Below are 12666 nucleotides of genomic sequence, written 5' to 3'. Positions count from 1 at the left end.
TACTGACAGAATGGTGTCAGTAGTCCTTTTATATACTCTAACTAATTGAGAACAAGGAGGAGTTAGACATGCAAAATGAATTACAGCAGCTGGAGCTGCAGCTGCAGGATCAGAGCCGCTACTGGATCGGCGTCGTAGCGGCCTCCCATGTGGCCCGGGGGGTCGAAGGCGGGTTCGCCCAGCTCTGCCATGGCAAGTCAGCCCCGCTCAAGCGTATGCGGCCCGGCGACTGGCTTATCTATTACTCACCTCGAACGGATATGGCAAATGGGCAGCCGCTTCAAGCTTTTACGGCGATCGGACAAGTCGTCGATGATCGAGTGTACGAATACCGGATGTCTGAGAATTTCGTGCCTTTCCGGCGCGATATCCGTTATTCCCCGTGCAGAGAGGTGAAGATCAGCACCCTGCTTCAGCAGCTCAGCTTCACCAGGGGCGTAACCAATTGGGGCTATCGCTTCCGCTTTGGTCATCTTGAGATTGAAAAGGAAGACTTTCTGACCATCGCGGAGGCCATGCTGCAATAAGCTGCTTGGAGCAGGTCAAGCCCACATCCTACATCCGATTGAACCAGCAGCCGGGATCGGATACTGCAATGGGTGGCGTTGCTGACTGCAAAAATTATACAAGCACACAAAAAAGCCATGCCGCGGTGATCCGGGACATGGCCTTTTTGGGAATTGAAGCTCGAAGCGTGGAGTATGAGGCCTTCCGTATGGACTTTTCAACTCATTGTATGAAACATACAGCTCGAAGCTCCATGTGTTAGGCTCCACTATCCTCTAGTACTGCTGGTGCCGGCTTAAGCCTACTCAGTGACCAGCTTTGGTGAAGCGCCGCCTTCATGAGCGCTGCTCTCACGGGTACCGCCCTCGCTGTTGTTGCTGTCTTGCGGAGCTGACTCTCCCGCAGCCTGGTTCGTGGTGCGGAGCGGCAGCTCCTTCAGGAAGAACACAAGGACGAAGGCAACTACGAGCACGAGTGTTCCTGCAAGGAACACAGTGGACAATGTAGTGCCAAGCGCATCGCGAATGTTATCAATCATCTGCGCGAACAAAGGCTGAGCTTCTGCTGGAAGCTTGGCCTGGGTCGCCTCAAGCAGAGGCTTGTTCATAAGCGTCTGCGGATTCGCGAAAGCGAGCATTTCCTTGGCGAGCTTGGGATCCATTTTGCTGAAATCCGGCGCATCCGGTGACTGAAGAGCGTTCTTCAGATTGGTGGTCAGGTTGTTGGACATTACCGTACCCATGACGGCAATCCCGATCGTACCTCCAAGGTTCCGGAAGAGCTGGGTAGATGCCGTAACGACGCCCAGCTCCTTATGGGATACGGCATTCTGCGTAGCCAGAGAGAAGACCGGCATGGCAAGCCCAAGGCCCATCCCGAACACAGCCATACTCAGAATGGCGATTCCGACACTGTTCATCACGATCATAATGGCCATACCGGCGATCATAATTGGTACCCCAATCAATGCATACCGCTTGTATTTGCCTTTCTTGGCAATCAGCTGCCCTGCAATAGCACTGGTGACCACCATAACGATGGACATAGGCATGGTGACATAGCCGGCAAGTGTAGGTGTAATTCCCAGTACACCTTGAACGAAGAACGAAATATAGATCATGGCACCCATCAAGCCGAAGTTCATAATGAAGCCGATGATATTTGAGATGGTGACCACACTATTTTTGAATAGATGAAGAGGAAGAATCGGGTTCTTCACCTTAGATTGCACAAAGACAAAGATAATAGCAGATACCACGGTTGCGCCAAGTAGACTTAGGATCTGCGGTGATCCCCACGTATATTCTGTACCTGCCCACGAGAAAGCTAGCAGAAGAGGGACGATCGTTGTTGTTATGAAGAGAGAGCCAAGATAGTCGATCCCTTCTGACGCTCTGCGTTCCACTTTAGGAAAGAGCATGAGAATCATGATGAAGGCGACAATCCCAAGCGGAAGGAAGATCCAGAACAGCCAGTGCCAATCCATGTGATCAACCAGATAACCGCCAAGTGTGGGTCCAAGTACGCTGGAGAAGCCAAAGATCGCGGTCATAAAGCCCATCCATTTACCGCGCTCACGCGGAGCGAACAAATCCCCAACCGCCGTGAATGCCGTAGACTGAATAATCCCAGCGCCAATCCCTTGAATCCCGCGATAGATAATGAACTGATACACATCAGAGGAGGTGCCTGTCAGGAAAGCACCAATCATAAACAACAGAATCCCTATTAATATAAAAGGCTTGCGGCCAAATATATCGGACAGCTTGCCGACGAGAACCGTCGCAATGGTAGACGTAAGTAGATAGATGTTAATGGTCCACGTATAGTAATCCATTCCATCAAGAATTGAGATAATCCGCGGCATCGCTGTGCTTGTAATCGTCTGATTAATCGCGGCAAAGAACATGGCGGCCATAATGCCGAACATGATCGTGACTTTTCGTTTGTGTGATAAGTGTTCCATCGTCGTTTTCTTCACTCCGTAATATTTTTATTTATCTATGGCTTTCAGCATGGTGCCAAAAATCCTTCTCAAATGTTCCATATCCTCTTCAGACAGTAGATTGAAGAACGAGTGCAGCGCTTCACTATGACCTGCTTGTGCTTCTTGAATGATTGCCTCTCCTTTCTCCGTAATTGAAATGTTAACCACCCGCCGGTCCTGTTCGGCTCGCTCGCGCTTAATGTAATCTTCTTCGAGCAGCTTATCGGTAATGCCTGTGATCGCCGCAGGCGTGAGGCAGAGTGCATGGGCCAGCTGGGATACCTTCCTTGGGCCCTCCTTGCTCAGAACATAGAGCACTCTGAACTGGGGCAGACTTAGGATGCGGTTCTCTTTGTTCCACTCCTGTGATATTCCTTTAAGCAAAGTTCTGAACATGGTAGCTACTTCGAACAATAGTTCACTTTCAGCCAATAGGTGTCCCTCCAGAGCTGGGATAGATTCTAGTTGTTCACCCTTCGTAGTTCAGAAGGATATACGTATAGTAGTTAAGCACATAATATTTTAGTACTAAACTATGAATGCATTTAACAAATTACCACTTAATGAATTTGAAGTCAAGTTTATTTCGAATAAGAATCAACAAGACATTAGGTCAGCAGCGCCAATCCTCATAGCGATCTGGGGGGAGGTCTGGAGTTAAGGAATCAGTGGATAAAAAGATTAAAGGCAGCGCCACAGGTGGCACTGCCTTAATTATCTCGGGGATATATAAGGTTCATGTCTGAATTATAGAGTCTGACCACTGTCGACCGTAATGATCTGTCCAGTCATGGCTTCCTGCTCCAGGACTGCGCAGATCAGCTGGGCAATGTCCTCGGGCTGTGAAATTTGCTTCAGCAGCAGCTGGGGAGCCAGAAGCTGCATTTGTTCTTCCCGGCCAGCCCACCACCGGGTAGATACGGCACCTGGAACCACACAGTTCACGCGGATATCGGGAGCCAGTGCACGCGCCAATGACTTCGTCAGGCCATGCACCGCGGCCTTGGATACGGCGTAGGGAAGTGAGGAGCCGGAGCCCGTCTGCCCTGCGATGCTTCCCAGATTCACGATGGCTCCCTGCCGGGTTGCCTTCATATAAGGAGCTGCAGCCCGTGCGCAGTTAAACATTCCTTTCACGTTCACATTCATAAGTTCGTTCCAGACTTCATCCGTTGCCGACTCCAGATCATCCAGCGGGATGTGCCTCGTGATGCTCGCGTTATTTACGAGTCCATCCAGCGTCCCGAACTGCTGCACGATCCGGCTGATCATCGCTCTGACCTCGTGGTCTTGGGACACATTGGCCTGTATGGCTATGGCCTGTCCTCCGCTGCTGTGGATCTGCTGAGCGGTCTCTTCGGCTGCCTCCCTGGAACGGGAGAAGTTGACGATCACGATAGCCCCCCTCTTCGCGAGAGTAAGGCTGGTTGCCCGGCCGATTCCTGTGCCTCCGCCTGTAACAAGCACCACTTTATTCATCAAATCCATCCTGCACCGCTCCTTTTTCTGTCGCCACCTGTGTTTAAGGTTGGAATAGTGGCTGTTTAATTCCGATTGTAGAGTATTGATCACATTCTGTATAATTGAACTATATGAATAAAGGGTTCAATTATCTTGAACCACAGAACGGAGAGATCGGAAAGAGTGGACCTGAAGACCTTGAAGACGTTTCAAGTCATTGTGAATCAAGGCAGCTTTATACGGGCTGCCGAAGAGATGAATTATGCGCAGTCCACCGTCACGATGCAGATTCAGAAGCTGGAATCGGACCTGGGGATTCAACTTTTTGAACGGGGCAAGAAAATCCGGTTAACCGAGGCCGGTAGGCTCTTCCATGAGCAGAGCCTGCTGATTGTGAAGAGCATGGAGCAGCTGCAGGGCGATATGTCCGAGCTTCAGCTTGGGAATGCAGGCCATATCCGGCTGGGGGTTACAGAGCCGACCGCAAGCTACCGCCTGCCCGGCATCCTGAAGCAATTTCTGGACCAGTACCCGAGGATTCGGGTGTCCGTGGAATTTGCGAATACTCCTGTGCTGATGGAGCGTCTTCTTGAGGGAGAAATCAGCATGGCGCTGTGTACCGCGCCGGATCTCTCTTCAGAGCTTTATTTTGAGCCGCTGTTTCAGGAGGAATTCGTGGTGCTTATGCCAGAGGACCATCCTCTGGCCTATAAGGAGGTTCTCTCGCCTGGCGATTTCAAGGGACATCGTCTGCTGATTACCTCGGCGGTGTGTCCTTATCGCCGCAAGCTGGAGGTCGTGATGAGGGACTCGGGGGGAGTGCCTCTGGATACGATGGAGATAGGGAGCATGACTGCATTGAAATACTATGTGGAGAGCGGACTCGGGATAGCGCTGGTCCCTGCCATTATGATGAATCCCGTACCCGCGGGCATGGTTATTCGGGGAATTGAGGGAAGTCTCATCCATATGACCTTTGGTATGCTGTGCCGTACTTCGGGAAGCTCCCTTAAGGCGGCAGACTTTAAGCTGTATCAATTTCTTGTGCAGCATTTGCAGGGCTAGTACGGCGCATAAGATCGCCTCTCCCTAACCATGCTAAAAGGGAACCGAACTGAAGTCATCTCAGAAGGGAGAGGTCTTATTTATGAGTCGTTATGATTCCAGTCTACAAGCAAACAGCACGGTAGCTGAGGCTCTGAATTCAGTTAACAAGCTGCATTATGCCGTATCGTCAGCCTTAAGCCACCCGACTGACCAGATGATTGAACAGGCCGAGAACAGCCTTGAGCACACCGAGAAGGCGGTGCAGCAGGCTGATATGGCCGTTGGACGGTCAGGGGTTGAATTGGCCGAGGAGCTGCTGGCTGAAGAGAAGCACCGGCTGGCTTCCCTAAGCAACCGGGCGCGGCACTCGGAGCAGTGAGCCGAGTGAGGCAGCTGTATGTAAAATAGGGGCAGTGAGGATACGAGGCAGTATGGTCGCGGCCAGTGAACTTAAACAACCGGGCACGACATACAGAGTAGTGAGCCGAAGCAACTGGGCACGGCGCTTCGAGAGATGAGTCCAAGCAGTCATGTATGGCTCTACATGTAGTGAGTCACAGGTACAGCCTGCGGAGCTTTAGAGCTTCGCAGGCTGTTGTCTGCTGCCCGCAGCATAGGGGCTTGCCTGTAGATTCGCAATGATCTCAGGCGAGATGGGCACCTGAAGCTCATGAAGAGCAAGAAGCACAGCTCCGGCTGCAGGAGAGAATGCGGGCGGGTGTACCTGATACTGCCGAATAGCCCCATTTTGAAGCTGCTCAGTCAGAGCACTGCGCACATAGGCGGAGTTGGCTACGCTTCCAATTAAAGCGACATCAACCGTAGCATCTGCAAAAGAGCCTGCCAAAATCTCGATACCCACTTTAATCTCGCTAACGGCACGATCGCAGACACGCATGGCTGCCATGCTCCCCCCAGCAGCAGCCTCTGTAATTCGAGGCGTGAATCCGCCAAAGGTACGGTCACGGACCTTAGGATCATCTTCGAATCCCCTCTTCGCCAGCTGGTAGAATTCAGACAGGGTCTCCACATGCCAATGGGCCTTGAGAGCTGCGATAAGTTTATCGTCGGTAGGGTCTGTATTGCCGGCAAGAATTTCGTACACAGCATCGTAGGCCAGGAACCTAGCACCACTGGCTGCATAATGTCGGAACTGGTCATTTCGAAGCTGCTGCCCGTCTTCCGTGATAGCTAATATATTTGAACCCGTCCCTGCAATCACGACAATTCCCGGTTGCATGAGCAAAGCGCCTTGATGTGCAATAACAGCATCGTTCACATGCTTTATCGGGCAGATTAACCCCGGCACCTCGGTTAGGGGCGCAATCCACTCCAGGTCCGATTCCGTGTCATATCCGGCAATCCCTGCGGCAACACCTACCACCTGCTCCGGCGATTTGCCTGCTTGGTCTAGCGCCTCTTCTATAGCACTCCTGACATTCCTCGCGGCAGAAGCATCCTTATATATCGAAGCAGGACCCTTCACCGTGTAGGCCTGCACCTCTCCATGGAGATCACACACCATAGCCCGGGTATGCGTACCTCCACCATCGATTCCTATGACTACTCTATCCGTCAACTTTGCCACCCGCCTTATGCAAATCGTTCATCCTTATATTCAAAATTATACTTGATTCGCGTACATAAAGGCAGGGGATGTGGCTTAGCGATAGCGGAGCACAGTCTTAATAGACAGGAAGAGCCCTGGTGGCTCAATCCTGCCTCTGCTGGAATCCTGGAAGTGCTGCTTATCTAGGGTTGATTGCGCTGTCTTCCCGAGCCAGCTTCACAATATCGGCATCCGGATTTGGACGCCCAAGAATCAAATCTCTCAATATATGAGCGCCTACCATACTGTAGATCGTTCCGTTGCCGCCATAACCCAGCAAATAATAAATCCGGTCTTTAGCAGGATGCTTCCCGATAAAAGGCAGACTATCCACCGACTGCCCGAAGACCGCTCCCCATGCGAAGGCGATCTTAAGGTTGAGCATGGGAAATAACCGGTGAACCTCCCGCTTGATGTTCTCGGCCCGCTTATGAATAAGGGCTTCACTATGCGGAGTGATCGGCTTATCCTCATCCAGTCCGCCAGCTATAATCCGCCCGTCTGAAGTCGTCCTTAAATAGAGGTAAGGTCTCTTTGTCTCCCAGATCAGCACCCGATCCTTCCAGCAGGAGAGATCATCAACAGGTTCCGTAGCCATGGCATATGACCGCGTAAGGTTCACCCTGGTTCCGGTAAGACCTGGCGCCATATCATAACCCGTCGCAAATAAAATCTGAGAGCACTTGAAAGGACCCGCCGAAGTGTGCACTCTCAGATGATGACCGGCCTCTTCAACTCCAATGACATGGACATCCTCAAATACATGCACTTGGCGCGGGTTCAATTTATGGAGAATGCCTCTGCTGAGTCTGACCGGATTAACTTCAGCATCCTGGTAAGTGATCAAGGCCGCCGGCCTTGAAAAAGGATAATGAGAGAGCAGGTCATTCTGGGTCCAGAATTCGACCTTAAAGCCGTGGGCGGCCAGGGTGTCATATTCTTTCTTCAGTCGGTCCACATGGGATCGTTCACTAGCAAAGTAGAGGCTGTTCCTGCGGGTGAAGTCCGCAGGAACAGCCAGTGTATCCACAATCTCGTGCAGTTGATTCAAGGCCTGCTGGCACAATGTATAGAACCGAACAGCCTTGTCCACGCCGATCTGATCTATTAATTCATGCAGCATGACATCACTTGAATATTGGAGCAACCCCATATTTGCTGAGGTGCTGCCGCCCCCCACTTTACCCCTGTCGATCACTGCAATGCTAAGACCTTCAGCCGCAAGAGAGTAAGCGCTAAGAGCTCCCGATATGCCTCCTCCTACAATAATGAGGTCATAATGGCCCAGGATCTCATTTCGGATGAATGGGGCCTCAGGATTCTTCTCCTCTGCCCACAGCAGCTTGCCATTATATAAATTCAAGATGATGTCCTCCCATCCTCACTTCTACTCTAGAGTCTGCCCAGCTTTGAAGATGAGAAACATCATCGCCAAGTTATGGCCTACTGCTAGGAGGCCCATGGAGATCAGCTTGTCTGAAGCATCAGGTTAAAATATGGCCGCCTTCCACGTGGAGGACCGTTCCAGTAACGAATCCGTTCTGAATAAGGTAGAGAACGCCCTCTGCAACATCTTCGGCACGGCCAACCCGCTTCACAGGAAGCTTCCGGGCTAAGGTATCATAGAACTGAAGGCGAGCCTCCTCAGGCATTTTACTGCGGGAAGGGGTATCGATGATGCCAGGGGATACCACATTGACCCGAATAGGGGCCAGCTCCAGCGCAAGGGTCTGACCGAGGTTTGAGACCGCAGCATTAACTGCGCCAAGCATAGAAGAGCCAATCATCGCCTTGTAGGCAACCACCCCGGAGAATAAGGTAATGGAGCCCATGGGAGATATTTTTGGAGCACCGTATTTAACAGCATAGTATTGGCCCCAGAACTTGTTGTCGAAGAGCTGCCGGAACTTGGAAGTCTCCGTGTCAAGGAAGGGACCGCCCGAGGTCTCCGCAGCACTGACTACCAGATGATCGAACGAGCCTACGGCCTCGAAGAATGCCCGAACATCCTGTTCCACGGTTGTATCCAGCCGGTAAGACGTGGCGTTGGAGCCGAGCAGTTCCTCAGCCTGTTTCAATTTTTCTTCGGAGCGGCTTGCAATGATTACTTCCGCACCCTGAGCAATAGCTAGTTCTGCGGTCTCCAGACCGATTCCCGAGCTTCCACCGATAATTACAATTTTCTTATTCTTTAACATAAGCAATCCCTCCAAATTCTGAATTTATGAGAATGTAGAGTTAGCTTAGCTCCATTAGTTCCATTAGGGAAGTAGTGATTAATAATTCATATAGTTACCTTTTGGATAGTTTAACTTCGGACAAGGGATTCAAGATCCAAGAATAATAAAGACCGACTTCAGCCTGATGGCTAAAGACGGTCTTCTGCTCTGTGTGGTATCCAATTATAAGGTTAGGCCAAACCGTTTTAATTCAATAAAAATGCCTTCCAATCTCTTTCCTTTGTCCGTTAAAGTATATTCCACGCGAGGAGGAATCTCTGGATAGACGGTTCTTGTAATGATGTCCTGATTCTCCAGTTCCCTAAGGCGAAGGGACAATGTCTTGGGACTGATCCCTTCCATGGACCGCAGTAGTTCGCTGAACCTCATCGTGCCTTCGAGCAGAAGATCCCGGACAATCAGGAACGTCCATTTGGTACCGATTACGTCTAGGGTTTTGGCAATAGGACAGGGCTCACCCGGTGTTCCTTTGGTTAGCAGTATCGGCTTCTGCTCTATATTGTCCATAGATAACGCCTCCTGAAAAATTGAATCGGTATTAATTTATCATAATTCACCCCATTCGGACACTAGAGCAGTGCACGAAGTTCCTGTTGATTTACGAAGCGGTGCTCTTGAAGGGATTCTTGTCCCTTACCAGATTGGAACCCATCTATTAAAACATAATATTTTATTAAAATTCGACAATATTTGTTCTATCCTAAATTGGGTAGAACTGGTATATTGGTAACAGTGACACTTAGTAGAATTTATTTCGCAGGTAGTCAAAATACATATTATTTGGAGGAGAAATAATGAAGAAAGCTTTAGCGGTCCTGTTCTCGTTAGCCTTGGTATTCTCTTTTGGGACAAGCGCCTTTGCAGCAGAAAGCACAACCTCAAATCTTGATGCCATTTACGAGATGCTTAACCAGACGAATGTGCAGATTGAGGAGAAGATTAAGGATGGAGTAGATGCGGCTGACAAGCTGGAAGCCAAGTATCTGTCGGATATTCGCCAATTGAAAGTGGCGGATAAGGTATCTGATCTGGTAGAGAGCCAGCAGGTAAAGACTACGACAAGCTCATCTGCAGCAGCTGATCGTACTGCATCTGCAGATTTGACCGCCAAGATTCAGGATGAGACAAGCAAGGTAGACGCCCAGATTCTGGTCATCAAACAGGATATTGATCAGGCTACGACCCAGCTTATCACGCCTGATGCCAAGGATGCAGGTGTTGCCGCAGCGCGTATTGAACAGCTTGAGGACAAGCTGAATCAGAGAACAGGCGACTACGAAGAATTAACCCGCAAGTATACGGATGATCTGAACAAGATTATCACGGATGTCTATGATACAACCTATGCATTGGCGACTAATGCCATCAACAAGGCTGCTGAGCAGGGAGTTGTGGTGGAGCGTTATTGGAAGCTGGTTCGCTTCGCGGACAAAGAAGTTTGGATCGACCCGGTTTGGGTTGTCGGAATAAATTAATAATAACTCTTCCTACCATCCACAAAATAGTATAATCTAGAGAAAAAACGAGTTCTTTTTACGAGCTCGTTTTTTCTCATATAAGGGGGATCATAATGGATGGGTTCAGAATCGGAAGGAAAGGATCTTTTCTGGAAGAAGTACATTTCGACAAAAATGAAATCAAGCTGCTTTCACGGGGGGACGGAGTAGAGGTTCTGCTCCAGACCATTGAGAAGGATAGATTATTCTATGTATATCCAAGCGATAATCCAAATGTAATGGAGTTTTTCTATATATTGTCCGGACAACTGGTGTGTGAACTGGATGACCAGAAGATTGAACTGGGTCCGCATGATTATTACACGGCAAAAGGACTTAAGAATCCGATCCATTTCACCGCGCTGACTGATATTACGTACCTCTGGGTCATCACGGAGCAAACGTTTGTCCATCTCAGCAAGGATATTTCCAAGCTGATGGGCATGGTGAAGGAAGTGGAGAAGAAGGACCGATACACTTATATGCATAGTGATCGGGTCGCTGAATATGCGGTGAAGATTGCCAAGAAGCTCAAGCTGAATACAGAGCAGCTGGAGAATCTGTCTATCGCCTCGATTCTCCATGATATTGGCAAGATTCATATTCCCGAAGAGATTCTGAATAAGCCGGGCAAGCTGACCGGTGAGGAATTTGAAATGATCAAGAAGCATCCGGGAGATGGAGCAGAGATGATCAAGGAGACCTACTATGGTGAGATTGCGCCTATTATTGAGCAGCATCATGAACGGCTCAACGGGAGCGGATATCCGCGTGGATTGAAAGAGGAAGAGATCCTGCTGGAGGCTCGAATTATCGCGGTAAGTGATACGTTCGATGCGATGACTGAGGACCGTGCCTATCGTAAGGCTTTTGGGGCACAGGTGGCCATGGATGAGCTTCGGAGACTCACGGGCAGCCACTACGATAAGGTTGTGGTGGATGCTTTTGAGGATATATTAAGAGAGGAAGGACGTATCTGAGAACGGTTACAGAATTCTCAATAGTGTTACTAATGGGACGAATAAGGGCTTTGTCGCACCGAGGGGGCGGCAAAGCTCTTTATAATATAACCGGGCTAACAACACAACAGAGTGACTACAGTAAGCTTATACACAGATTATAGAGATAATTGCCGATATACTAAGGAAAGTACGGAGAATAATAAATAAATTGCAAACTTCGTATAATATTTGTATAATCTAAGTCAAAGGTTTGTATAAAGGAACATAAGAGATGAGTTGGAGCTTTGACAGATGGATTACGACATCTCCCTGAAGTCAGGCCAACCCAAGAGGAGATAGTCACATGATTAAAGATCGAGTTATCTACGAAAGCTCCCAGGTGCTAAATGAGAAGTCTGTTCTTGCGGCCATTGAACGATCACTAGCTATGATCGAATTCGATATTCAAGGAAACGTATTATGGGCAAATGAGAATTTTGCCAGGGCTATGGGTTATACTGCAGCAGAAATGCCGGGTATGCATCACCGGAGATTCTGTACTCCTGAGTTCATAAGCAGCCCGGAATACGCTAACTTCTGGGTTAACTTTAAGAAGGGCTATGCCTTTCAGGAGAAGATCATGCGTGTGGCCAAGGATGGAAGAATCCTTTGGCTGGAGGCCACCTACACCCCTATTTATAACGATGAAGGGGAGGTCCATGCTGTTCTTAAGATCGCTACCGATATTACATTCCGGGAGAATGCCACTACCCGGTTAACGAGTGAGCTGCAGAATACGGCGGAGGACTTGCTGCGCCGGGCAACAGCGGGAGTTGCACGGAGTCAGGAGGTTGAAGCCGTCATGGGGCAGGTGGCGAAGGAATCCCATGATAACCTGATATCATTCGAGCTGTTAGAGAAGCAGAGCAATTCCATACGGGGGATTGTGAAGACGATAAAGGACATTGCGAACCGGACCAATCTGCTCGCACTAAATGCTGCAATTGAAGCAGCTCACGCGGGCGAACATGGTCGGGGATTCAATGTCGTTGCAGGAGAAGTCCGCAATCTGGCTCAGCAGGTACAAGAAGCTATACAGGAAGTGAATTCATATACTGAAGGCATTACCGCCAAAGTGCTGGAGACGCTGAGCGGGACGAAGCGTTCCCAGTCCTCCATCACAGAGAGTCAGACCTGCATTCAGCAGGCTGTCGATGAATTTCTGGGTATCGGGGAGGCGGCACGCCAGCTCGATTCACAGGCCAAGGTATTGGCAGATACCTTGTAATAGCAACGCTTTCTGGGACGCCACTGGCGTCCTTTTGTCATGCCGAAATTTGGCCGTTCCTTCTTGCTAACTTCCTATAGTAATTCCGAG

The 12666-nt window shown here is 49.7% G+C and carries 13 protein-coding genes; 6 read left to right on the top strand and 7 right to left on the bottom strand.

Going from position 1 to position 12666, the window contains the following annotated elements:
* The first annotated feature begins 68 nt into the window (after positions 1-68).
* Positions 69-527 carry an EVE domain-containing protein gene (locus tag ACEN86_RS19920; RefSeq protein ID WP_495632213.1) on the top strand — a complete coding sequence of 153 codons (459 nt, stop codon included), beginning with the start codon at positions 69-71 and terminating at the stop codon, positions 525-527.
* Between the two features lie 281 nt (positions 528-808).
* Here ACEN86_RS19920 and ACEN86_RS19915 read toward each other — a convergent pair whose 3' ends face one another.
* The 3 genes from ACEN86_RS19915 to ACEN86_RS19905 form a co-directional block, all read right to left on the bottom strand.
* Positions 809-2473, bottom strand: a complete 1665-nt coding sequence (locus ACEN86_RS19915) for an MDR family MFS transporter (RefSeq protein ID WP_495632212.1) — start codon at positions 2471-2473, stop codon at positions 809-811.
* 27 nt (positions 2474-2500) lie between these two features.
* On the bottom strand, positions 2501-2926 hold the full coding sequence (locus tag ACEN86_RS19910) for a MarR family winged helix-turn-helix transcriptional regulator (RefSeq protein ID WP_495632211.1): 426 nt from the start codon (positions 2924-2926) through the stop codon (positions 2501-2503).
* Positions 2927-3241: 315 nt separating this feature from the next.
* A complete protein-coding gene (locus ACEN86_RS19905) occupies positions 3242-3982 on the bottom strand; it encodes an SDR family NAD(P)-dependent oxidoreductase (protein ID WP_495632210.1) in 741 nt (246 codons plus the stop codon).
* A 156-nt stretch (positions 3983-4138) separates the two neighbouring features.
* Here ACEN86_RS19905 and ACEN86_RS19900 point away from each other — a divergent pair, with 156 nt between their 5' ends.
* Positions 4139-5020 (top strand): LysR family transcriptional regulator, encoded by an 882-nt coding sequence (locus tag ACEN86_RS19900; RefSeq protein ID WP_495634359.1) that lies wholly within the window; start codon positions 4139-4141, stop codon positions 5018-5020.
* Between the two features lie 82 nt (positions 5021-5102).
* Entirely contained in the window at positions 5103-5381 is a 279-nt protein-coding gene (locus ACEN86_RS19895; protein ID WP_495632209.1) for a hypothetical protein, read from the top strand.
* 198 nt (positions 5382-5579) lie between these two features.
* Here ACEN86_RS19895 and ACEN86_RS19890 read toward each other — a convergent pair whose 3' ends face one another.
* From ACEN86_RS19890 to ACEN86_RS19875, 4 genes are all read right to left on the bottom strand, one after another.
* Complete coding sequence (locus ACEN86_RS19890; protein ID WP_495632208.1) at positions 5580-6581, bottom strand: N-acetylglucosamine kinase; 1002 nt, start codon at positions 6579-6581, stop codon at positions 5580-5582.
* Positions 6582-6750: 169 nt separating this feature from the next.
* Positions 6751-7974 carry an NAD(P)/FAD-dependent oxidoreductase gene (locus ACEN86_RS19885; protein WP_495632207.1) on the bottom strand — a complete coding sequence of 408 codons (1224 nt, stop codon included), beginning with the start codon at positions 7972-7974 and terminating at the stop codon, positions 6751-6753.
* A gap of 121 nt (positions 7975-8095) precedes the next feature.
* Entirely contained in the window at positions 8096-8809 is a 714-nt protein-coding gene (locus tag ACEN86_RS19880; RefSeq protein ID WP_495632206.1) for an SDR family oxidoreductase, read from the bottom strand.
* Positions 8810-9013: 204 nt separating this feature from the next.
* Positions 9014-9358, bottom strand: coding sequence for a winged helix-turn-helix transcriptional regulator (locus ACEN86_RS19875; RefSeq protein WP_495632205.1), 345 nt, complete (start codon positions 9356-9358; stop codon positions 9014-9016).
* Positions 9359-9645: 287 nt separating this feature from the next.
* Between ACEN86_RS19875 and ACEN86_RS19870 the strand changes: the two genes are divergently transcribed.
* From ACEN86_RS19870 to ACEN86_RS19860, 3 genes are all read left to right on the top strand, one after another.
* Positions 9646-10326 carry a hypothetical protein gene (locus ACEN86_RS19870; RefSeq protein WP_495632204.1) on the top strand — a complete coding sequence of 227 codons (681 nt, stop codon included), beginning with the start codon at positions 9646-9648 and terminating at the stop codon, positions 10324-10326.
* 95 nt (positions 10327-10421) lie between these two features.
* Positions 10422-11327, top strand: coding sequence for an HD domain-containing phosphohydrolase (locus ACEN86_RS19865; protein WP_495632203.1), 906 nt, complete (start codon positions 10422-10424; stop codon positions 11325-11327).
* Positions 11328-11652: 325 nt separating this feature from the next.
* Entirely contained in the window at positions 11653-12576 is a 924-nt protein-coding gene (locus ACEN86_RS19860; protein ID WP_495632202.1) for a methyl-accepting chemotaxis protein, read from the top strand.
* Positions 12577-12666: the final 90 nt, after the last annotated feature.

It is taken from the genome of Paenibacillus sp. Paensp111, from assembly GCF_059492195.1.
Note: the sequence above shows the minus strand (reverse complement) of the source record. Positions and strands in the feature narration are given on the sequence as shown.